The following is a 20,933-nucleotide window of genomic DNA, read 5'->3' on the forward strand; positions in this document are numbered from 1 at the left end:
CTTTCCGCTTTCCGCTTTCCGCTTTCCGCTTTCCGCTTTCCGCTTTCCGCTTTCCGCTTTCCGCTTTCCGCTTTCCGCTTTCCGCTTTCCGCTTTCCGCTTTCCGCTTTCCGCTTTCCGCTTTCCGCTTTCCTGTTTTCCCTGTTTTCCCTGTTTTCCCCGTTTTCCCCGTTTTCCCGTTTCCCGTTTCCCGTTTCCGTTTCCCGTTTCCCGTTTCCCGTTTCCCGTTTCCCGTTTCCCGTTTCCCGTTTCCCGTTTCCCGTTTCCCGTTTCCCGTTTCCCGTTTCCCGTTTCCCGTTTCCCGTTTCCCGTTTCCCGTTTCCCGTTTCCCGTTTCCCGTTTCCCGTTTCCCGTTTCCCGTTTTCCCGTTTCCCGTTTTCCCGTTTTCCCGTTTTCCCGTTTTCCCGTTTTCCCCGTTTTCCCCGTTTTCCCCGTTTTCCCCGTTTTCCCCGTTTTTCCGGCTTTTCCGGCTTTTCCGGCTTTTCCGGCTTTTCCGGGCCGATCCGTCGGGCCTGTTGTCCTGTTTTGATGGACGGCGTTTTCGCGGCGGTCAAGAGTCCCGTATCGAATGCATGAATGGCTTGTCAGCCTCCGGCAGGAAACCTGTCGCCGGCACAGCCCTGAGAGCGGGGAGAACGAAAAAATCCGCCCGGCGAAAGAAGTTTCCCCGAAGGGGGAATGCCGCCGGTATGGCGGTGTCGGGAAAGGTGGAGTCCCTTGTCAGGCCGGTGTTTGTGACGGCGAAAATGAATCCGTATCTGTTAGGGCCTGTTGACGTATTGGGTCAGGATGGCCAGACGCGGCAAAAGATGGCGGCAGGTTTGTGGGGTTTTGGAAAAATGAGGCGAAACAGGGACTGCCCTGTTTGTCGCGGCGTTTTGTGCGGAGAGGGCACATCCCAAAAAAGGGACGGCAAACGGGTTGGGTTCAATGGCTTGAAAATGATTCATGCCGGTCTGGCGGGTGTGGCGGCGTCGGGGCGGCTGTGTGTGCCGCCGGGTTTTTTTGGGGGGATTTGATGGTCTGGAGAAACCGTGCGATGCCGGTCAAGGCCGGTTTTCCGGTTGGCAGGATGTGCCGGCTGGCCGCACTGGCTCGCGCTGGTGAGGCTGGGGGCAATGCCGCCTGTTTCGGCTGATGTGCCGGAATTTTTTCGATGGACGGATAGTCGGGCGCGGTCAGTACGGTTCCGGACAATCTGTTTCCCGGGCGCGGATGTGCCGGCTTCGGGCGATGACGGTGGGGGCTTGCCAAAGAGACGGTATGGGGGTTTGGCGGGACTTGTGGCGGATGTCCGCGCGCAGGGGCCGAAGGAGAGGGCGCGGCCCGGGACGGACGGGTGTCCGGTGTGGCGGTTCGGGGAGGAGGGATGGAGCCGCTTTCGGGCTTTTCGGGGACTGTTTTCGCTTTGGCGTGGTGACGGATTATGCGGGCAAAGGCGATAATCAGGCGGCGGCATTCGGTTTCGGCAAGGGTAAGGATGGCCGGGCAGCCTGTGCCGGATGGCAGGGGGGAAGCGGTTTTTGCAGGATGGCGGTTTCCGGCAGGAGGGGCGGCAAGGTGCTTCCGGATGGGGCCTTTTCGGGTTTTTATGCCTTGTGTTCTTCTTTTATGAACGCGCCCAGACGCTGGACGCGCTGGAGCGGGATATTGTATTTTTCCATCAGTTCTTCCAGGTTGTTCCCTTCTTCCGCAATGAAGTGCCGGTCACTGTTCGGTTTCGGCAGCCAGACGATGTAACGGCCCACGACAGCGTGAACGGTGTGGAATTCCATGATGCAGTTTTTGCCGAGGTCGGTGATGTACGCTTTGTTTTTGATGAGTTTTTCCCATTTGTCCAGATGATTGTCCATATGACCTCACTTCGTTGGCGCAGGTTTTTCGGAGGGACGGCCCGGTTTTTCAGCGTAAAGATGCTCAAGGCAGGCGTCGGCGCATTCATCGAAAAGCCGGTTGACGGCAGCCAGACACTCGCATTCTTCCGGGGTCAGCCCCCGTTTTGCTTCAACCGCCAGATCGAACACGATGCCGATGATTTTGCGGGCATCGACGACCAGCGCCAGATGATCGACGTTTAATGTGCTGGAAAGGGAAAAGGCTTGTTGATTGCTCATGTTTGCTCCCGTTTGCGATGACCCAAAAGGGGTCGGGCGGGAGCTCGTAACCGTCGTAACCACCGGCAGGCGTATTTCTCCGGAAAGGAGTTTTTTATTAGCCATACTCCCGCCCGTCAGGAGACGAACGGAAACGATCCGATTTGCATCGGACGGGTTACAGGTGATTACGAGCACCTTCCGGCTAATTTACCGTGCCTGTCGTGTGAATGCAAGTTTGATGCGTTCGTATAATCCCGACGGCGCGGCGCCAGGTCGGGAGCCGGTACGAAGGGGGGCAGGCCGGGGAACGGTTTGCGCCGTTTTCCGGACGGAATGCCGGGCCGGTTTGTCCGGCAGTTTTTTTGTGGGCATCGTGGGGGGAACGCAACAGCTTGCCGCGGCTGGCTGTTGCGGGCGCGGCAAGATAAGGGGGAGGCGGAAGGCGGAAGGCGGAAGGCGGAAGGTGGGAGGTGGAAGGTGGAAGGTGGAAGGTGGAAGGTGGAAGGTGGAAGGTGGAAGGTGGAAGGTGGAAGGTGGAAGGTGGAAGGTGGAAGGTGGAAGGTGGAAGGTGGAAGGTGGAAGGTGGAAGGTGGAAGGTGGAAGGTGGAAGGTGGAAGGTGGAAGGTGGAAGGTGGAAGGTGGAAGGTGGAAGGTGGAAGGTGGAAGGTTTTTTCGCCGGCGGCGCCTGTGTTCGCGTTCTTTTTTTATCCTGGCGGACATTTTGCCGGGAAAGACAAGGGAAAAAACGGTCTGGACGGGAAACCCGGAAGGGATGGGCCGCTTTCCATACCGGCCGGAGTGTTTGAAAAAAAACACTTCCTGCCAGTTGGAGCGAACGGGGAGAACGCGAATGCCGTCTTCCGGAAAAAGGGGTTACGAGGTGTTACGATCACCTGAAAGTTACTGTACATCAATATTACCGATTTGAGAATAAACTTGCAGAATATATTTTTTCATGTAAAACAGGAGGTTAAGCCATTTAATGTTAAAGGGGCCACGACAGGGGGCCGTTCTTGCGCGCTTGCCGAATGGAATGAAAGGAAGACGCGCAAAAAGCGCATGCCTGATCCGTTAAGGGGGCGGAAGGGGCTGGCAGGACAGGCCGGTTCTTCTGCCAGGGGGATCGGAGCCTGGAAGATCAGGCCGGAAGATCAGGCTGGAAACGGCAGGTTTTGCCGGACAGGAAACAGGGAGGTTTCGGCCTTTTTTATGGTGACCTGTCCGGCTATAAAAGGAAAACCGGCATTTTTTCCGGTCAGGCTTCTTTTGTCCATTTTCCGATCACGACGCCACAAATGGTGGCGTTTGCGTTGACGTGCATGATCCGGTTCGGCCATGAAGGGTTCAGCGCCATCAGCATTCTTTCCCCGTTCGGCTCGATCAGAAGCTGTTTGAAGGTGGCCGTGTTGTCGTCGTCCAGCCGGACAACGACCAGGCTGCCGTTTTGCGCTTCACGGCAGGGATCGACGGCAATGTAGTCGCCGTCGTTGTAGGAGCGCTCGCCGCCCGGGTTGTACATGCTTTTGCCGACGACTTGCAGGATAAAGGCATGCCTGCTGTGCTTGAAGGGACAGGGTATCCATTCCTCGGCGTCTCCCGGCGCGAAGTTGTCGATGGTTTCCGACCAGTTGCCGGCGCGTACCCACGAAATCAGGGGCAATTGCCCGACCTTGTCGGGAGGGGGGCCGGAATAGCCGGGTTTGACTTCAGGCGGCAGGGGCGCCTCCGCCGGGCCGTCCGCGTCCATGTGGATGCCGTGGATGGTCTCTTCGCCGTACAAAAAGCCGACGGTGACGCTGAAAGCGTCGGCGATCGCACGGAGGTTTTCCGCGGTGGCATTGACTTCGCCGCGCCGGATCCGGCCAATGGTCGTTTGCCCGATGCCGGTCTTTTTGGCCAGTTTCATCTGGGTGCCCAGATGAGGATTCTGTTTCATCAGCAAATCGAGCTGTTCGGCAACGATTTCCTTGGTTTTTCTTTTTGTATCGTTCATCGGTTTCCACTCATTTTTGTCGGGTTATAGACCTTGTCCGGCTTGATTTAAGGCCTTATATGGTCTATTATATCAGCTAAAGCGGGTTGGCTCCGTTCAGGGAAAACCGCTTTTTTCAACGTGGCGTCGGGTTTCCCTGAAAAATAATTGTAAAACAATAATTTGCAAAAAGGTATCGGGCGTTTTCTTCCGGCGTTTTTTCTGGCGCTTTCCCTTGTTGAAGCCGTCTTTTTAGCGTCTGTCATGAGAAAAGTCAGGGAAGGGGCAGGAGGTTGGACCCGATATGGATTGAATTGTTCCGGGATCAGACCGGAAAGCGGTTTTTTTAAAAGGGTGTTTATGGATTTGTCTGAAAGTTTTGCCGGAGTCCTTTTCCGGTTGCGGCGGGAAGGAACGGGGGTGTTCAGGCCGGTTTCGGCTCGCCGTTTCCCAAAACCGGGGGAGGGCAGGGCAACGCGTTTTGCCGGAACGGAGCCGTGCCGATGAATTTTTACAAGCATTATATCGGGGATTACCAGCGGGATACAGGCCATCTGACGCTGACGGAGCACGGCGCATACCGGCTGATGCTGGACGCTTACTATGCCACGGGAAAGCCGCTGCCGGCTGAGCGGAAAGCCCTGTATCGTCTTTTGCGGGCGGCGGGCGCGACCGAGAAAAAGGCGATTGATTCGGTGGCGTCCCAGTTCTGGGAAACGGCCGGAAACGGTTTGGTGAACCGCCGCGCGGCGGTGGAAATCGAAAAGGCGGAAAGGCAGGCGGAAGTCAATCGCCAGATTGCGCTGGCGCGCGAGGAAAAAAGACGCCGGATAAGGTCTGGAACGGCAAACCGCCCCGTGGACGGAGACACGGAGCCGGAAGAAAGGGGTAACGGTGTCTTGGGCGATCTCCTTCATGAGCCTGATAAAGTGTTTGGAGTGTGCAAAGTGAATCATACGCAAGTCATTTCCGATCCGCAACCTGTTTTGCCCACGGATCGTGGGACGACGTCCTGTACCGGCGACGAAGAGGGATCGTGCGACGGGGCCGGTTTCGCTCGTGAACCGAGCCATAGCCACAGCCATAACCATAACCATAACCAGACCGCAAAAGGATGCGGCAATCTTGCAACACATTTGCCTGAAGACGTTTTTTTTTCGTCCAAAAGCGGGCTCGTCCGTGAAAAGGAGGGCGGGGATGAGGCTTTTTGGGACGATGTGGACGGTTTTGCCGGGGAGGGGCTGGCTGCCCGGGCGGGCGGCGCGGAGACGGCAAGCCCGGGCCATGTTGATGAGGGTGGCGGCAAACCGGCAAAAGGGTGGGGGAGCTCGCAGACGGTTTCGGGAGCCTGTGCCGCGCTGGCCAGGGTGATGCGTGAGGAAGGGATTGTGGCGGCGGCAGGCGATCCCCGTCTCATGGCGCTGGCCGGTCAGGGTGTGGCGGAAGAAACGGTGAAGGCGGCGTGCGCCGAAGCGAGGCGGGCGCGGCCGAACGAGCGCATCGGCGCGGCTTATGTGGTGAAGATTGTGGAGCGCTGGGCAAGGGACGCCGGTTCGATAAGGGCGCGGGGAGCGCGGGCGCACGGTCTGCGCTGTGTTTCAGCGGAGAGGCGGCAGGTGCTGGATGAATTGACGGGGAGGACGACGCTGGAGGGCGCGGCCCGTTTGGTGGAGGACGGGGGAAGGCGTCTGGCGGATGAAAGCGGCGGCCCGGACTGAATGGGCGGGCCGGGCAGGAACGCGTGGCCTCTTCCGGCTTTTTTCGCCTTTTTCATGAAAAAGGCCGGCAGGGGACGGGGACTGCCGGCAGGGCAAGGGCGCCGGGGCGACACGCTGGAGGGAACATGAACGGGAAAGAGGCAAAAGGGACGGAAGGGGCTGGACGGGAAAGGATGGCCCGGCAGGGGAGCGAGGCGTCTTTGGCGGAGGTGGAGGCGCTGTTTTCCGAATTCGAGGCGCTTTACGGTTCGCGTTTCGCGGACATGTGGCGTCATACGGATGTGGCGCGTGTGAAATCCCTGTGGGCCAAAGCGCTGGCCGGGTTGACGGGGCGGGAGATCCGGGCGGGGCTGGCCGGTTGCGGCAGTCGCCCCTGGCCGCCTTCCCTGCCGGAGTTTCTGACGCTTTGCCGGCCTGAGGCCGATGCCGAAAGGGCGTTTTCGCTTGCGCAGGAACTGGTGAGCCGCCGTTTTTCGGGGGAGGACGTCTGGCCCGACAGGGCGCTTTACTGGGCGGCGGTGGCGTTCGGTTTTTATGATTTGCGGTCGATGTCCTGGGCGGCGGCAAAAAACCGCTGGTCGCGGATATGGGCCGGGAAGCGGCAGATGGAGGCGGAGTTGCCCCCGGTGCCCGTCGCGCGTGAGGCGCTGGCCTCACCCGGCAGGAACCTGACGGACAGGGAAACGGCGCGGCGTCGTTTGGGGGAACTGAAACGGCTTCTCAGGGGGCGGCCTGCGGAAAAGGGAGGGGGTGGCAAAGCCGCGAAAGGGCGGCTTGCGCGGCCGGATGGAGAACCATCCGGTTTTCCCGGCCGCCCGGAAGCGCTGTAACGGAGAAAAGGGGGCCGGGTTTGCCGCCTGTTGCGGGAATGCCGCAGCGGCCGGGAAAAGGAACGGGAAAAGGAACGGGAAAAGGAACGGCAAGAAAAGTCGGCAAGAAAAGTCGGTGAGAAAAGTCGGTGAGAAAGGGCGAGGGGTTGGAAAAAGGCGTCCCGCGCCTTTTCGGGAAGGCGAAAGAAGGGAGCGCCGTTTTCCGGACGGGGGTGGTGCGTGTGCCGGCATGCGATGGGCGCGGAAGTGGCCGGGCTGTCGGGGTTGTCCGGCAGCGCGAAAGGGGTCGGGCGCTTTGCCGGGTAACGGGGTGGCGGTTGCGGGAAAGGCCGGGGTTTCCGGCAGGCGGGCGGGAAGCGCGGGCGGAAGCGGCCGGAAATGTCCGGTACGGGATCAAGGGCCGGAAAGAAGGGAAGGGTTGCCGTGCCGGACGGGGGGACACGGGCCGGCCGGAAAAGAGGGAGGGGCGGCGTCGCGCCGCTTCGGACAGACAGCTTGGTATCGTTTGGTAAAGGAGAGAGAAAGTCATGACGAAATCGGGAAAATGCATGAGGCGCAAGGAAAGCCAGAAGGCGATGATTGAAAAGACGCTGGCAGGGGAGCCGATGACGATTGCGGGTCTGGCGCGCGCCCTGTCGCTGTCGCACGATACGATCCGCAACCGGATCAATGAAATGGTTGTTGAGGGGCGTCCCATCCGCGTGGCGGACTGGATGGTTCTGGAAACGACGATGGTGCGGGTCTGGGGTTACGGTTCGGGGCGGGACGAGCCCAGACCGGTACGGGTGCGCGTCGAGGGGGTGAAGCGAAGCGGGAGCGAGTCGGCCCGGTTCCGGCAGCATGGCGCGGTCTCGCCTGTCCGGTTCAGGCGCGAGGGCATGGACGAGTGGCTGTTCCGGATACGGGAGCTGAGATGATCGCGCTGACTTTGCCTTATCCGGTTTCGGCGAACCGTTACTGGCGGACGGTGTGGCCTCAGGGGTGCATGCAGCCGGTGACGATGGTGAGTCCGGAGGCGGAATCGTACCGGAAGCGGGTGCGGCGTCTGGCACGGGAAGCCGGTATTCTCCACCCTTTTCAGGGACGGGTGAGTGTGTCGTATGTGCTGTATCCGAAGCGTCCTCTGGACTGGAAACGGCGGGCGCGGGCCAATCCGGCCCGGTGGGACGATTCGGTGCAGTGTATTGATCTGGATAATGCGCAGAAGATTTTGTTTGACGCGCTGGAAGGGATCGTTTTCGAAAACGACCGGCTGGTCAGGCATATCGAGGGGGAGAGGGCGGTTCCCGACGGGGAGGCGCGTATTGAATTGTGGGTCGAGTCGATGGAGGGGGAACGGGCGGGGGAGACGCCCGCTTCCCGGGCGGAAAAGGTGTCGGAAGACGCCTTGTCCCTGCCGGAGCGGTTTCCGCCCAATTGCCGGGTGAGGACGCCCTCGGGCAGGCTGGCGGAAGTGCGCCGGTATCTGAATGGCTCCAGCAAGCACGATCATTTTGAACGGGTGATTTGCGAGTATGTTGACGACAGGCGATCCGATGACTGGGTGACGCTCCAGCCGCATTTCCTGACGCGGGTCTGATGGGGGCAAGCTGACAGGGGCGGGTTGTCCGGCGGAAAAAGGGCGTCGGGAGAAAGCGGGGAGGGTTGCTGTTTCGGCCCGCGGAAAGGGGAGGTTTCGCGGGGGGCCGTGAGTGGGCGGGAAGGGGGAGCCGGGTTGCCGGGAAGCTACCGGGAGGCGCCGGGAACGGGATGGACAAAAAAGTCGAAAGCGGCCTGAAACCCGTGTGAATGGGGGGTGGCGGTTTTTGTAAAGCATGGTGATGTCGGGACGGTTCGGGTGAAAGGGCGGGAAAAAACCGCGGGAAAAAGATGGAGAATGCCGCTTTGGGTCGGGAAAAAATCCCTTGTTATATGGGTTATATGGCTGAAAAACCGCCGTCAAACGATTTATCAGGCCTTTTTGGGAAAGGGTGACGGCAATACTGGCCGGAAATCGAATCCGGTTCATCCGGAAATCAGTCCCGCTGTGCTTCAGGGGAGCGGGCATGCGGTTTAAGGCGCTTGCGGCAAGGCTGGATCGGTACGGTGTGGCGGTGACGCCCGGGTGAGCGGCGCGGGTGAGGCCGGTCAGGGCGTTTTCTGGCATGGGGCTGGCGGGGAGGGGCCGGGACGCAATACGGGTGCGCGTGTTGTGCCGGGTCTTGTCCGATATGGCGGACAGGGGCGCTTTTGACGGATTTTGCCAGAGAGGTTCCGGGAATGCGGCATCTGACGTCCGCGGAGGTTGACGGCCGGGCGGAAAAGCCGGACAGGATGGCCGAATCGGGAAGGAAACGGGGATGGCGGTCAGACCGCCCGCTTCCGGAGGATGTTCCGATAGCCCGGGTCTGTCCTGCCCGGGACGGGTGCCGGGTTTGGCTGAAGGCTAAAGGGGGCCGCCCTGCCCGGGGAGGAGGGAATGCCTGTGTCCGTAGCGGAAAACGCGTGCGTCGGGCAACGGGGAAGACGGGCAGGGCGGTCTTGATGACGGGTTTCCCGCTGGATTGAAAGGCACGCTGTCTTGCCGCGGACAAACACGCGGGCGGGCCGGTTTCGCGGTTGAAAGGGAGGGTTCGGAAACGGAGCGTTCCATTCCGGAAAACGGGCCGGCCGCAGAGGATTTTTCCCGCTGTCCACCCGGGCGGTTTATGGGGCGGCGGCGGGAAAGCCCGTCAGGCGATCTGGGGCAAATTGCGTCATTTTCGATCTTCTATTATAGTTTGATACCGGTATCCTGCCAGCGGTGCGGGGGCAGCGGAGTGTTCCCCGTGTTCAAGTGATATGGTCCGGTGTGGTGTTTGGGGCCGCGTTTGGTAAACAATCCTTTTATGCCTGTAAAAACAGCGACTACTTGCCTTGGGGCGGTTTTGTTCTGTCTGGCGCTGGCCGGTTCCGTTGCCGCGGCCACACCGGAGAGTTTCAGGACAGCGGAATATGAACGGAGCGGCGTGCTGGACGTCATCAATGCCGCCGAAGCCTATGCTTTGGGCTATACCGGGGCGGGTGTGACGGTGGGGGTTATTGATGAGGCGATCCGTAGCGACCATCCCGAGCTGGCGGGCAAGGTGGCAATGGCTCCCGCTTTCATTGACGGGTCGGGCGAGCTTTTCCGGCCGGACTGGCGTCAGGATACGCATGGCAGCCATGTCGGGGGTATCATTGCGGCCCGGCGGGATGGCGTCGGCATGCACGGCGTTGCCTTTGACGCGGCACTTTGGGGAGGCCCTTTCCTGACAGACAGCGGCGAGGCTATTTTACTGGACTTTGATGCCTATTTCGCCGCCCGGCCCGAGGTGCGCATCTTCAACAACAGTTGGGGGTATTTGATGTGGGAGCGTTATTATGATCCGGTCACGTCGAAGGATGCCAGCCGTGAGGAGGTTTTAGAGGCCATTGATCCGGATCTGGGCGCCCTTTTTGACCACGCCCTTGATTACCCCGAATCCGTCATCGTTTTCGCAGCCAGTAACGAAGGCAGGAACAGCCCTATCATAAACGCGCTGCTGCCGCGTTATGCCGGCTCCGCTCTGGGCAACTGGATCAGTGTGGGCGCGCTGGACAGTGAGGCTATCACGCGGGATGATCAGGGAGAGCTGGTTCTCAAGGAGGCGGCCGTTCCCTTTTTCAACAATCTGGCGGGCGGGGCCGAGCTGTGGACGGTCATGGCTCCCGGCAGTCTGATCGTCTCTCTTGACGCGTCGGACAACGGGTATATGCCGGATTCCGGCACGTCGATGGCCGCTCCCGCGGTCAGCGCGACACTGGCGCTGGTTCAGCAGGCCTATCCCTGGATGACGGGCAAGCAACTGGCCGATGCCGTGCTGACGACAGCCAATAACCGTTTTCGTGCGCCGGAATATATCGTTTCCATGGATGATAGCGAAACGGTCTATGTCCGCTTCATCGACCAGCCAAACCCGGGCACGCCTCCCGATACAGAGCAGGTCAAAGAGTGGGTCAGGAAGGCTTTCAACCAGCATCCCGAAGCCTGGGTGGGATATACGCTGGAGGATCTGTACGGGATGATGGACGCGAGGCCTCCCGTGGTCGAGTACCTGAGCAGGGAGCAGGTTTTCGGTCAGGGCATTCTGGACGCGGGCAAGGCCGTGCGCGGTATCGCGCGGCTGGACGCCAACCGCATGAGCGCGGCGGATGTCATGGATGTGCCGGAGCTGGGAAGCGGGAGACGGGATGCGCTGGAGACGTTCGACACCCGTGGCTATTTCGCCGAGTTCAGCAATGATATCAGCGAGCGGAAATGGGAAGACGGATACCACCATGCCGATTTGCAGACCGGCGGCAGCGATAACGGGGATGCCCTGGCGCTGGACGGCAGGGAGGTGGGGCTTCGCAAGACCGGCGCGGGCACGCTTGTTTTAAGCGGCGAGAATACGTATGGCGGGGCCACTCTGGTGGACGGGGGCAATCTGGTCGTGGCGAGACGGGCCGACGGCACGGGCGGCGTACTGGAAAAGAGTGATGTGCTGGTGCGTGGCGAGGGGATGTTGCTGGGTGACGGCGATATCCGCCAGACCCTGCTGAACCGGGGCACGGTGGTGCCGGGCTGGCGGGGGGAGACGCTGACCGTGGGGACGTATAGGCAGGATGAGGCGGGGACGCTGCTTGTTGCGTTCGATCCGCAGGGTGGCCGTGGCGCGCTGGAGGCGGCTCATGCCGATCTGGCGGGCAGTCTCCTTTTGGCGCCCCGGCAACAGGTTTTTTACCCCAACGCCCTGTCGCTGAGGCTGGAGAAGATGGTGACGGCGACGGGTTCCACGACGGGAGGTTTCGGTCTGGTCGGTGTGCTGAACATGTCGCCCACTCTGGAATTCAGGCTTGGGGACCATGACATGACGGGAGCTTATGCCGTTCTGGATGTGGGCCGCGCTCCCGACGCCTACCGCCGTTACGCGCCGGATGGCAATGCCGCCAGCACGGGCCGCGCGCTGGATTATGCCGTCACGGTGGCGCAGGGCGATATGCGGGACCTGTTTTCCGTGCTGGATTTTACGGCGCCTGACGGCAGTGGCGTCCGCCATGCCCTGAAACAGCTTTCTCCCGGCGCTTACGGCAGTGTGGCGCTGGCCAGCTTCGACGTGCAGCGCACTTTATCCGATATGGTCATGTCGGGCGTCTTTTCCGGAAAACGGCAGGCGGATGGCAACTGGCATGTTTTTGCGCAACCGTATGGCGCGAGGGGGAATCAGCACGGCCGCCGGGGCATGGATGGCTATGATGCCAGTTATGCCGGGCTGATTGGCGGCGCGCAGCGGAGCACGCCGGACGGGCTGACGGTGGGCTGGCATGTCGCGGGCAATGACTTGTCCGTACACGGCGAGACGAACGGGGAGGCGGAAAGCGAGGGGGTGTACCTGGGTGTGCAGGGGGTGTATGCCCCGGCGGACTGGGGTGGCTGGCATGTGTTCGGTACCGGACGCGCCGGTGTGGAGAACTGGAAAATGGAACGGAGAATCGCCTTTGATGGATATGCCCGGGAAAACACGGAAAACTGGACGGGGTTTTCCGGCACGCTCCGTGCCGGGGCCGGGTATGAAGGGGATTTCGGGAGGTTCCGCGCCGGGCCTTTCGCCGCGCTGGATTACGCTTTCGCGTCTCATCCTTCCCTGAAGGAAGACGGCGGCATGGGCACCCGTCTCGATCTGGACGCCGCGGCTTTCCATTCGTTGCGCTTCAGTCTGGGCGGCCGTCTGGTGACAGAAAGGACCGGACTGAATGAACATCTTGCCTGGCAGGGCCATTTTTCCGCTGCCTGGAACCACGAACTGCTCGGGCGGGCTGGCACGATTCATGCCTCGTTCGCGGAGGCGGCGGGCGCGGATTTCCCGTATGTGGTCAGGACGCCCTGCCGCGACAGCGTCAGTCTCGGCGCGGGCGTCAGTTTTGTCACGGACCGGGATATGTTTTTCTCCGTCACGGCCGGAAGCGAGCTGTCAGGACGAGGGGGGGACACGCTTTACGGTCATGTCAATCTGGGCTGGACTTTCTGATGTGCCGGCCGGGCTGTGTCCCGGCTGCCGGTTCGCCGCGGGTGAATGTGCCCGGTGCGGGTTGTTTTTGTCTTGTCTTCAGGCAAGCGGCGGATAGCCGGATTTGACGGCGGAAACCGTAGCGATGGGGCCGGCCAGCGCCGGGTTTCCCGTTTGCGGGTTTTCAGGGGGGCCAAGACCGTTTGAAGGGAAAATGGCCGCCTGATATACCGTTTGCCTGTCCGGAAAGACGGGCCATTCCGGCCGGTTTTCCTGTTTTCCTCTCTTGCCGGATGGGTCCGGCTTCCTGTTTTGTTTTGGCCGGTTTGGGTTTTTTCTTTTCCGGTGTCTTGCGCCGGTTACGGGAAATGTCTCTTGGCCGCAGGGCCGAAGGGAAAGGACGGTTTTTCCCGGACGCGTTTTTCGGGAAACGGCTGTCCGCCGCGTTCCGGATGGGCCTGCCGCCGGGACGCGGCAGGCGGGCGGTGGACTGGTCAGGCGGGCGGCAGGGTATTTCGCTACCGGCTTGTGGCAGGCGGTGGCCGGGCCGTTTTTTTCTTGTCGGGCTTGTCTTTGGGGGATTGCCGGCTGTCTTTTGGCGGAGGGTGCGGTTTTCCGGTTCTGAAAAAGGGCATGGCCGGGCAAAGCGCGTTTGCCGGGGCGGTGTTTTCGCTTTCCCGGGGTAGCCCGGCCGGTTTCCGTGTGGTGGCGAAGGTCTGGCGAAAGGGGCGCCTGTCGCGGGTGCTCTGGAGTCCGTTTTTGGGGGATTGCCGGGGGATTTCGCTGGTGGGACGCGCCGGATTTTTTCCGGCGGTTCCGGCGTCCGTTCCGTTTCGTGCGATTGCTTTGCCGGAGGGGAACGCGGGGGGCGAAAAGGGTTTTCGGGACGATATACAGCGGGTCTGGTTTCGGGATGTATTGGATTGGGTTTCCGGACGGTATTTCCGTCACATGCCGGATAAGAAAGCGTTGTGAATCGTTTGAAGGCGGTTTTCCAGCTATTGGGCAAGGGGTTTTTCCCCGATCCAGAGCGGGTTTTTCCGTCTTTTTCCCGCGCTTTTTTCCCGGCTTTTCACCCGAACTGTCCGGAGTCAAGCGGTTTTCCAAAAACCGTCAAGCCGGGGATTCAGGCGGGTTTGGAGCCCTTTTTCACCTTTTTGGTTCATCCTGTTTTTCACGCTTTCCTGCTGACGGTTTCTTTTGTTTGCGCGTGCCGGGCAATGTTTGTAGAATGAAGCGGATATACACTTCTTTCGCGTTTTGCCGGAGGTGGCCGTAAAGGCCGGGGGCGGGGCCGGCAGCGGCTCTTCCGGGATGGCGGGCCTTCTGTTTTCCGGCGGGGTTTTTCAGGGGAAAAGGGCGTTTCCTTTTCGGTGCGGTTCCAGGGCGACGCGGACGGACATTTCCGGCGCCGGCGGCAGGATTTTCAGAAAGGATGGGAATGGAGCGGGGACAAAGGGAACGGGCGGAGGAGACGGTCAAGGCGTTTTTCGCCGCTTATCTTTCCGATGGCCGGTTTGCAAAAGCCCTGTCGTATCAGGATGAGGATGTTCACTGGATCGGGGTGGGTACCGGCGGGACGGTGACCGGGCGCGAGGCGGTATCGCAGGTTTTGCAGGCAGCGATCCGGGCGCAGCCCTGGCTGTGCGAGATCGTTTATGACGCGGTGATGTCCCGGATGGTGGCAAACGGGGTGGCGGAGGTGAAACTGTCGTTCGTGTTGCGCCGCAAGGGCGATAGCGATTCGGGGTTTGCCGCGCCGTTTCATGCGACGGCTCTTGTGCGGGAAAGGGAGGCCGGCTGGAAGATTCTGTCGCTGCACGCGTCCCCGATCCGGGAAAAGGGAACGGGCGAGGAGTATTTCACGAGCCGTACGGTCACCAATCATCAGTGGTCGATGGTCGGGAATATCCGGGACGAGTCGCTGGGCATGTTGAATAACAGTATTGCCGGCGGCATGCTGGGCGGGTATCTGGAAGCGGGTTTTCCGCTGTATTTCGTGAACCGGCATATGCTCGATCATCTCGGTTTTGCCAGGTATGACGATTTTGTGGCGGCCATTGACGGGCATGTGATCAACGGGATTCATCCGGACGATCGCGAGTATGTCTGCCGCGCGGTGGACGAGGCGTTTTCCCGCGGCGAGGAATATGAAGTCGTTTACCGGATGGCGAAAAGCGACGGCAGCTGGATCTGGGTGAATGATATCGGCCGCGAGAGTGTGGCGCAGGACGGGCGTCCGGTCTGTCTTTCGGTGGTCAGGGAGGTGACGCAGGAGGTGGAAATGCGCCGCCAGCTTGAGCGGGAGATTGCCGAAAAACGGCGGCAGGCGGACAGTTACAATGAATTGTTCCAGTCGGTGATGTGCGGGATCGTGCAGTACCGCCAAAATGCCGACGGATCCGTGTCTTTTTTGCGGGCCAACCGCGAGGCGATCCGGATTTTCGGCTATGGCGAGGAAGCGTTCTGGGCGAAAAACAGCTGGGATTTGCTTGGCATGATCGCCAGCGAGAGCGAACGCGAAACGGTGGCCGCCGGTCTGGAGACGCTCCGCGTTCCCGGGGACAAGGTGGATTTCGAATACCGCCAGCTGAAGAGGAACGGGGTTCCGTGCTGGATTATCGGTACGGCCGAGCTGCTTTCGGCGGAAAACGGCGAACGTATCATCCAGAGTGTTTATCTGGATATTGATTACCGAAAGCGGGCCGAACAGGAGAACCGGGCGCTTTTGCAGGCCAATAAAAATACCGGGGAGATGCTCAGGAGGGTGCTGGCCGGAACGGCGATCACCGAGTTCTTTTATTATCCGAAAGAGCGCTGTGCGCTCGTGCCGGAACGTCTTCGCGAGATGTATGGCCTTCGCGCCCGGTATGACGATATGCCGGAAAGTTTTATCGCGGAACGGGTGTATGAAGCCGACCGGGAAATGCACCGCGACCTGTATTGCCGGGTCGGTGCGGGCGAGTCGCCGGTTACGGTCGAGTTCAGGCTGGACGACGGCGCTGTCTGGGCGCGCCTGACGATGTCGATTGTCGAGTACGACGGCGACGACCGGCCGGTGTCTGCCGTGGGGATTGTCGAAAATATCACGCATGCCCGGGAGATGGAGCGGGCGCTTGAGAAGGCCCGTTCGCTGGACGCGATGACGGGACTTTACACGCGCGAGGCGGGCTTGCGCGAAATCCGCGCTTTCATGGAAACGAAGCCGCCGGAAACGGTGTGCGCGCTGATGATTCTGGATATGGACGATTTCGGCCGGGTCAACGAGATCGAGGGCAGCGTTTTCGGGGATATGGTGCTGCGGGAAGTGGCCGATATCCTGACGTCTTTAATCGGGCCGGACGATGTGGCGCTGCGGCTGGGTGGCGATGAATTCATGCTTTTTGTCAGGCATTGCGACAAGGCGGGCGCCACGGTTCTGGGGCCGGCGATTGCCGCCAGAATTGCCGGCCTTTTTTCAAGCCGTGACGACGATCTCCGCATTTCGGCCAGTATCGGGATGTGCGTGACGGCGGTGGTGGACGAATATAACGGGCTTTACCGCTGCGCGGAAAGTACGCTGCAATATGTCAAGACGCACGGGAAAGGGCAGGCGGCCTGTTATCTGGATACGAGTAATGAACTGGGGGCCATGTTGACGCAGGTGTATCCGGACGCCTATTTGCTCAATTCCATTGATTCTTCCGGCGCGAGTGTCCGGGAAAACCTGTCCGATCTGGCGCTGGATTTGCTGGGGAAAGCCCGGCGGCTGGACGATGCGGTCAATCTGTTGCTGGCGAAGCTGGGCAAGACTTGCGGGGTGGACAGGGTCTCGATTGCCGAAGTCGATTACGCGTACCGCAGTTTCCATTATTCCTACCAGTGGGCGACAAGGAAGGCCGATTTGCAACTGGACGAGACGTTTTATCTGGACGAGGCGCGGCTGGCTTCGCTGCCGGACGAATACGACAGCGAAGGTTTTTGTTATGAACCGTTCAATCCGGCGACGGTGATGTCTTCGACCTTGCGTTGTCCCATCTGGGATGTGGGGGTGTGCGGCGGCTGTTTTTCGTTCGAGAGCGGCCAGGCGGGTTTTGTGTGGACGGATGAGCACAAGAGGGTGTTGAAGGAAATTTCCCGGATTGTTTCGTCGTTTATCCTGAAAGCCCGGGCCGATGCGGTCTCAAAGGCGAAAACGGATTTCCTGTCCCGGATGTCGCACGAGATCCGCACGCCGATGAACGCGATTTCGGGAATGACGACGATTGCCAAGTCGGTTTTGGGCGACCGGGAGCGCGTTATGGACTGTCTGGACAAGATCGAGCAGTCCAACCGCTATCTGCTCGGGCTGATAAACGATATTCTGGAAATGTCGCGTATCGAAAGCGGCAAGGTGGAACTGAATCTGGAACCGGTGCTGCTGGAACAGGTGGAGGCGCAGCTGGACGGCATGATGCGCGCTCCGGCGGAACTGAAGGGCCTGTCCCTGTCGTTCGGTTTGCGGTTTCCCCTCCATTGTCCCGTGTATCTGGACGTTTTGCGTTTCACTCAGGTGTTTGTCAATATTATCGGCAATGCCGTCAAGTTTACCGAATCCGGCAGCATTTTTGCCCATGCCCGGCTGATCGAGAAGAAGGACGGGATGGTTTTTGTCCGGTTTTCGGTGAAGGATACGGGAATCGGGATCGCGCCGGAGGCGATCAGGCGGATTTTCAATTCGTTCGAGCAGGGCAATGAAAGCACGTCCATGCGTTACGGCGGAACGGGGCTGGGGCTGACGATTTCCAGTTCGCTGGTCAAGATGATGGGCGGTTCGCTGGAGGTGGAAAGCGAACCCGGGAAGGGTTCCGAGTTCTATTTCACGCTGCCTTTGAAGCTGGCCGGGGAATGGCGGGATCTGGAAGCGAAAAAGCCTGTGGAAGAACCGGTCGTTTCGCGGGATTTTTCCGGCAAGCGGGTGCTGGTGGTGGAAGACAATGAGTTGAACCGGGAGATTGCCGTGTCGCTTTTGGAAATGCACGGCTTTGCGGTCGAGACGGCGGAGAACGGCCAGCTGGCCCTGGACGCGTTTCTTTCGCGTCCGGCCGGTTATTACGACGTGATTCTGATGGATGTGCGCATGCCGGTGATGGACGGGCTGGAGGCGACGCGGCAGATCCGCGTTTCCGGAAAAGACGACGCCCGGAGTGTGCCGGTGATCGCGATGACGGCCAACGCGTTCGACGAGGATCTGAAGCAGACCCTGCAAAGCGGGATGAACGGCCATTTGAGCAAGCCGGTGGATGTGGAGCGGATGCTGAAGGTGCTGGACGGGTTTGTGCCGGCCTAAGGGGCGCCGGGTTTTGCGGGCGGGCCTGTGCCGTTTTTTTCCGGAAGGGGACGGGGCGGGCGTTTCCGCGCGAAATCGGCGGGTTATGGCTTTGCCGGACTCATGCATGGTTTTTCCGGCGCGTGCTTTAGTGGCTCCGGTGATTTTTTTGTCAGGCAGAGCCGGAGGGGGTTTGTCGTATTCGGACGGACACGTTTTGGACGGGTTCGCCATTTCGGTTACGGCAGGGTGCTTCAGGGCGCGCGGTGTCCGGTGCGTTTTGTCCTTATGGCGGCGGGCGGCGTCTCTTGCTTTCCGGAAAACGGGTTTTTCCGCGCCGGTGCGGTCACTGGTATTCGCCATTGGCCCGAAACGGACGTCTTTTGTCAGGCAGGCGGTTTTCCGCCGGTCGTGTTTATATCGGGTACCGGAACGCCGGCCGGCGAAGGCGTTCGGGGCTTTTTGGGCCGCTTTCCTGTCCGCCATGATTTTTCCGTTATATTCACGGGTCTCATTCATTATGCCTTTTTTGCTTCCCCGTTTTTCCGGCATGGCGAAAACCGTTCCCGTTTCCTGAAAACCGGATCGGCATGGGGCGGGGGCCGCTTGCCTGAATGGCGGCGGCCCTTTTGGTCGCGTTGAATGGGGATATGGCGGTTTCAGGTGTTTGGGGATTTTCCCCTTCGGGATGGCAAGGCGCGCCGGTAGGGGGCAAGCGCGGGAAGAATGCGGGGCCGGGGGGATGGGCCGGGGTGTTTTTACCGGGATCAGGCCGATATTGATGAAAGCACGTCGGTTATCCAGCGGGAAGCGTATGAGTATGACCGCACGCCGGGGTGCGCCTATCCCACGTCGGTGAATAAAATGCTTTTGACAAGCAACGACAGGCTGGCGGCGTTCGACGCTTTCGCCCATCTCGATACGGTTGCGCCGCGGCCGGTGCTCCTGATTGTCGGCAGTCATGCCGATACGATCTATTTCAGCGAGGCGGCTTACGCGAAGGCGAACGAGCCGAAAGAGCGGGTGAAAATCGCCGGGGCAAGCCATGTCGATTTGTACGACAGGCCGGAATACGTTTCGCAGGTGGTGGCGAAGCTGGTGGATTTTTTCGGCCGATCCCTGTGACCGGCTAACGGGGCGGGGAAAGGGAAAACGCCTGAAAACGGCGCTTTGCGGAGCTGGCGCGTTTGGCGGGCAAGCGGATTTTGAAACCGGAAACGCGGCGCTGGCGGCGGCCGTTTTCGTGCCGGGCTTGTCCCGGTTCCCTGTCGGCCCGGACAAGGCATATGGCCGGGCAAGGCGCTGGAGGGGAAAGGGAGCGCGGCAGCGGGCAAGGCGGCTTCCGGATCGCCTGTTTCAGCAGGCCGCTTCAGGGGGCTTTTTCCGGTCGATCGCGGTTTTCAGGACGAGTTCCTGCCGTCCATCCGTCCGGGTTGTCCCGGTTTTTTCATAGATGGCGATGGCGTCGGTTTCGCGGAATTCGTCATAGTCCAGCATGAGGCGGGCGAGGTGTTCGGCTTTTTGCAGCGTTACCTGCCGGACGATGCGGCAGAGTTCTTTCCCGGCCGGTTTCAGCAGGTTCATGGACAGGCGGATTTCGGCCGGGCTTTTCAGGCAGAAAGAGAAAGGGCCGTAATCGAGCCAGACGGTTCCGTTTTCCGGGATCAGCCGCCGCTTGTCCAGCGCAAGGGGCGAGGGGGCCTGGATGAATCCGAGTTCTTCCAGGGTGTCGAGCCTTTCGAGGCAGTAGCCGGTTTTTTCCTGTATGCCTTCCGGGGTCGCGGCGTAAACGGTCGGGGCAAGGTAGCAGTCTCCGTCGAGCACATGGTCGCAGAGGCTGGCGAACGCGTCGGCGTCTTCTTTCGAGACGGTTTTTACGATGTCCAGCGTTTTCAGGCTGACCGATCCGGGCGCGGCGATTTCACCGGCCAGTATCGTTCCCCACAAATGCCGGAGTTCGTTTTCCGATACGAATTGCGCCTCGTTTTTCCAGCGGTTGACGAAGGTTTCCGACAGGCCGGGCGGCGGCGTCCGGCCGGACGCTTCTATTGCCGCCAGCACGTGCGCCGCTTCGGCGGCGCAGGCCAGCAGATTGCCGGTCTCGACGTCTTTTTTGTGCCGCCTCGCCATCCGGGCGGGCGTTGCGGCAGGGGGGCACGGCGCGGCCGGAACTGTCGAGCCGTCGGCAAACAGCCTGAGCGTTCCCTTTCTGATGGCTTCGCTTTCGTATTCGGCCTGCGCCTGTTTTTTCATGTCGCGGCAAATCCGGTCGGTATAGGCGTCGCCGAATATCAGCACGCACAGCCGGTGGATGAAACGCGGGATCGCGCCTGCCGTTTTGCCGAGGCCTTCCGCAAGCGGGGTCATGTCGCAGGAAACGTCCGCCAGTTTGACGGCGTTGACGTCGAACTGGACGTTGACCCGGTTTTCAGGGGTGTCTTTTCCGGTCATGGGATGCGTCCGGTTATGATGATATTGTCATTTTAACAATAAAACGGGGTCGCTGTCATCGTGTCAGAAGGCCCGGCGGGAGGAGCGGTCATGGCGCCGGCCTTGCCGGGCGGGTTCCGGAAAAGCCGTGTCTTCCCGGTATCGGGAGCCATCGCGGCTTTGAGCGGTTTCCGGCGGGCTGTCTTTTTTGGGCGGCCTTTTCGTGTCGCCCGTTTTGAGTGGCATTGAGTTGCGAGGACAAAAGGGTGGCGGATATCCCGGTTCAGGATACCGGGTTGACGCACACCGGTGTTGGCTGGCGCGTCACTTCTTTTGGGCGGAATGTTTCAGAATGTCGCGTTTGATGGCGCCGGACTTTTTCAGCCACTTCATGCTTTCTTCAGGGTTTTCGGCCTGATCGCACAAGCCGGTCCCATAGATTTTGGAGAGCCGGTCCATCGCCATGATCTCGCCGTTTTCGGCCGCTTTTTTGTACCAGAAGAGGGCACGCTCGCAATCCCTTGCGATGCCGTGCCCTGTTTCATAGGCGTCCCCTAGCAGATACCGGGCTTTGG

The 20,933-nt window shown here is 60.4% G+C and carries 14 protein-coding genes and 1 pseudogene; 8 read left to right on the top strand and 7 right to left on the bottom strand.

What is annotated here, in order from left to right:
* The 4 genes and pseudogenes from OFAG_RS14110 to OFAG_RS06715 all read right to left on the bottom strand — a co-directional run.
* Positions 1–553: pseudogene (locus tag OFAG_RS14110) on the bottom strand (hypothetical protein); the annotation flags it as partial.
* A 207-nt stretch (positions 554–760) separates the two neighbouring features.
* A complete protein-coding gene (locus OFAG_RS13800) occupies positions 761–949 on the bottom strand; it encodes a hypothetical protein (RefSeq protein ID WP_147617671.1) in 189 nt (62 codons plus the stop codon).
* A 639-nt stretch (positions 950–1,588) separates the two neighbouring features.
* Entirely contained in the window at positions 1,589–1,852 is a 264-nt protein-coding gene (locus OFAG_RS06710; protein ID WP_005877112.1) for a hypothetical protein, read from the bottom strand.
* A 6-nt stretch (positions 1,853–1,858) separates the two neighbouring features.
* The gene (locus OFAG_RS06715; RefSeq protein ID WP_005877111.1) at positions 1,859–2,113 is read right to left on the bottom strand and encodes a hypothetical protein; all 255 of its coding nucleotides are present in this window, start codon (positions 2,111–2,113) and stop codon (positions 1,859–1,861) included.
* 459 nt (positions 2,114–2,572) lie between these two features.
* Here OFAG_RS06715 and OFAG_RS13425 point away from each other — a divergent pair, with 459 nt between their 5' ends.
* Entirely contained in the window at positions 2,573–2,992 is a 420-nt protein-coding gene (locus OFAG_RS13425) for a hypothetical protein (RefSeq protein ID WP_155979192.1), read from the top strand.
* A gap of 358 nt (positions 2,993–3,350) precedes the next feature.
* Here OFAG_RS13425 and OFAG_RS06725 read toward each other — a convergent pair whose 3' ends face one another.
* On the bottom strand, positions 3,351–4,088 hold the full coding sequence (locus OFAG_RS06725) for a LexA family protein (RefSeq protein ID WP_005877110.1): 738 nt from the start codon (positions 4,086–4,088) through the stop codon (positions 3,351–3,353).
* A gap of 482 nt (positions 4,089–4,570) precedes the next feature.
* On the opposite strand from OFAG_RS06725, the gene OFAG_RS12890 reads away from it, so the two are divergent.
* From OFAG_RS12890 to OFAG_RS06800, 7 genes are all read left to right on the top strand, one after another.
* Positions 4,571–5,785, top strand: coding sequence for a YdaU family protein (locus OFAG_RS12890; protein WP_005877109.1), 1,215 nt, complete (start codon positions 4,571–4,573; stop codon positions 5,783–5,785).
* A gap of 125 nt (positions 5,786–5,910) precedes the next feature.
* Positions 5,911–6,615: a hypothetical protein gene (locus OFAG_RS06740; RefSeq protein WP_005877107.1), complete on the top strand. Its 705-nt coding sequence runs from the start codon at positions 5,911–5,913 to the stop codon at positions 6,613–6,615.
* 527 nt (positions 6,616–7,142) lie between these two features.
* A complete protein-coding gene (locus OFAG_RS06750) occupies positions 7,143–7,532 on the top strand; it encodes a hypothetical protein (RefSeq protein ID WP_005877104.1) in 390 nt (129 codons plus the stop codon).
* Positions 7,529–8,194, top strand: a complete 666-nt coding sequence (locus OFAG_RS06755) for a RusA family crossover junction endodeoxyribonuclease (RefSeq protein WP_005877102.1) — start codon at positions 7,529–7,531, stop codon at positions 8,192–8,194. The genes OFAG_RS06750 and OFAG_RS06755 overlap by 4 nt, the downstream gene beginning before the upstream one ends.
* 1,288 nt (positions 8,195–9,482) lie before the next feature.
* On the top strand, positions 9,483–12,662 hold the full coding sequence (locus OFAG_RS12895) for a S8 family serine peptidase (RefSeq protein ID WP_020995007.1): 3,180 nt from the start codon (positions 9,483–9,485) through the stop codon (positions 12,660–12,662).
* 1,420 nt (positions 12,663–14,082) lie between these two features.
* Positions 14,083–17,949 carry an ATP-binding protein gene (locus OFAG_RS06790; protein WP_020995009.1) on the top strand — a complete coding sequence of 1,289 codons (3,867 nt, stop codon included), beginning with the start codon at positions 14,083–14,085 and terminating at the stop codon, positions 17,947–17,949.
* Positions 17,950–18,654: 705 nt separating this feature from the next.
* Complete coding sequence (locus OFAG_RS06800) at positions 18,655–19,053, top strand: alpha/beta hydrolase (protein ID WP_005877092.1); 399 nt, start codon at positions 18,655–18,657, stop codon at positions 19,051–19,053.
* Positions 19,054–19,284: 231 nt separating this feature from the next.
* Here the strand turns inward: OFAG_RS06800 and OFAG_RS06805 are convergent, their stop codons facing one another.
* Both OFAG_RS06805 and OFAG_RS06810 read right to left on the bottom strand, forming a co-directional pair.
* Complete coding sequence (locus OFAG_RS06805) at positions 19,285–20,379, bottom strand: DUF2806 domain-containing protein (protein WP_005877090.1); 1,095 nt, start codon at positions 20,377–20,379, stop codon at positions 19,285–19,287.
* Between the two features lie 303 nt (positions 20,380–20,682).
* On the bottom strand, positions 20,683–20,933 hold a 251-nt coding region (locus OFAG_RS06810; protein WP_020995011.1), incomplete at its 5' end, for a tetratricopeptide repeat protein.

The organism is Oxalobacter paraformigenes (genome assembly GCF_000158475.2).
Lineage (GTDB): Bacteria > Pseudomonadota > Gammaproteobacteria > Burkholderiales > Burkholderiaceae_D > Oxalobacter > Oxalobacter paraformigenes.

Excerpts from the sequence above, each read along its gene's own strand:
- OFAG_RS06805 (WP_005877090.1), bottom strand. The coding sequence starts at position 20,379 with ATGACCGGAAAAGACACCCCTGAAAACCGGGTCAACGTCCAGTTCGAC.
- OFAG_RS12895 (WP_020995007.1), top strand. The coding sequence starts at position 9,483 with ATGCCTGTAAAAACAGCGACTACTTGCCTTGGGGCGGTTTTGTTCTGT.
- OFAG_RS06750 (WP_005877104.1), top strand. The coding sequence starts at position 7,143 with ATGACGAAATCGGGAAAATGCATGAGGCGCAAGGAAAGCCAGAAGGCG.
- OFAG_RS06790 (WP_020995009.1), top strand. The coding sequence starts at position 14,083 with ATGGAGCGGGGACAAAGGGAACGGGCGGAGGAGACGGTCAAGGCGTTT.
- OFAG_RS06800 (WP_005877092.1), top strand. The coding sequence starts at position 18,655 with ATGCGGGGCCGGGGGGATGGGCCGGGGTGTTTTTACCGGGATCAGGCC.
- OFAG_RS13800 (WP_147617671.1), bottom strand. The coding sequence starts at position 949 with ATGAATCATTTTCAAGCCATTGAACCCAACCCGTTTGCCGTCCCTTTT.
- OFAG_RS06710 (WP_005877112.1), bottom strand. The coding sequence starts at position 1,852 with ATGGACAATCATCTGGACAAATGGGAAAAACTCATCAAAAACAAAGCG.
- OFAG_RS06755 (WP_005877102.1), top strand. The coding sequence starts at position 7,529 with ATGATCGCGCTGACTTTGCCTTATCCGGTTTCGGCGAACCGTTACTGG.
- OFAG_RS12890 (WP_005877109.1), top strand. The coding sequence starts at position 4,571 with ATGAATTTTTACAAGCATTATATCGGGGATTACCAGCGGGATACAGGC.
- OFAG_RS06725 (WP_005877110.1), bottom strand. The coding sequence starts at position 4,088 with ATGAACGATACAAAAAGAAAAACCAAGGAAATCGTTGCCGAACAGCTC.
- OFAG_RS06740 (WP_005877107.1), top strand. The coding sequence starts at position 5,911 with ATGAACGGGAAAGAGGCAAAAGGGACGGAAGGGGCTGGACGGGAAAGG.
- OFAG_RS06715 (WP_005877111.1), bottom strand. The coding sequence starts at position 2,113 with ATGAGCAATCAACAAGCCTTTTCCCTTTCCAGCACATTAAACGTCGAT.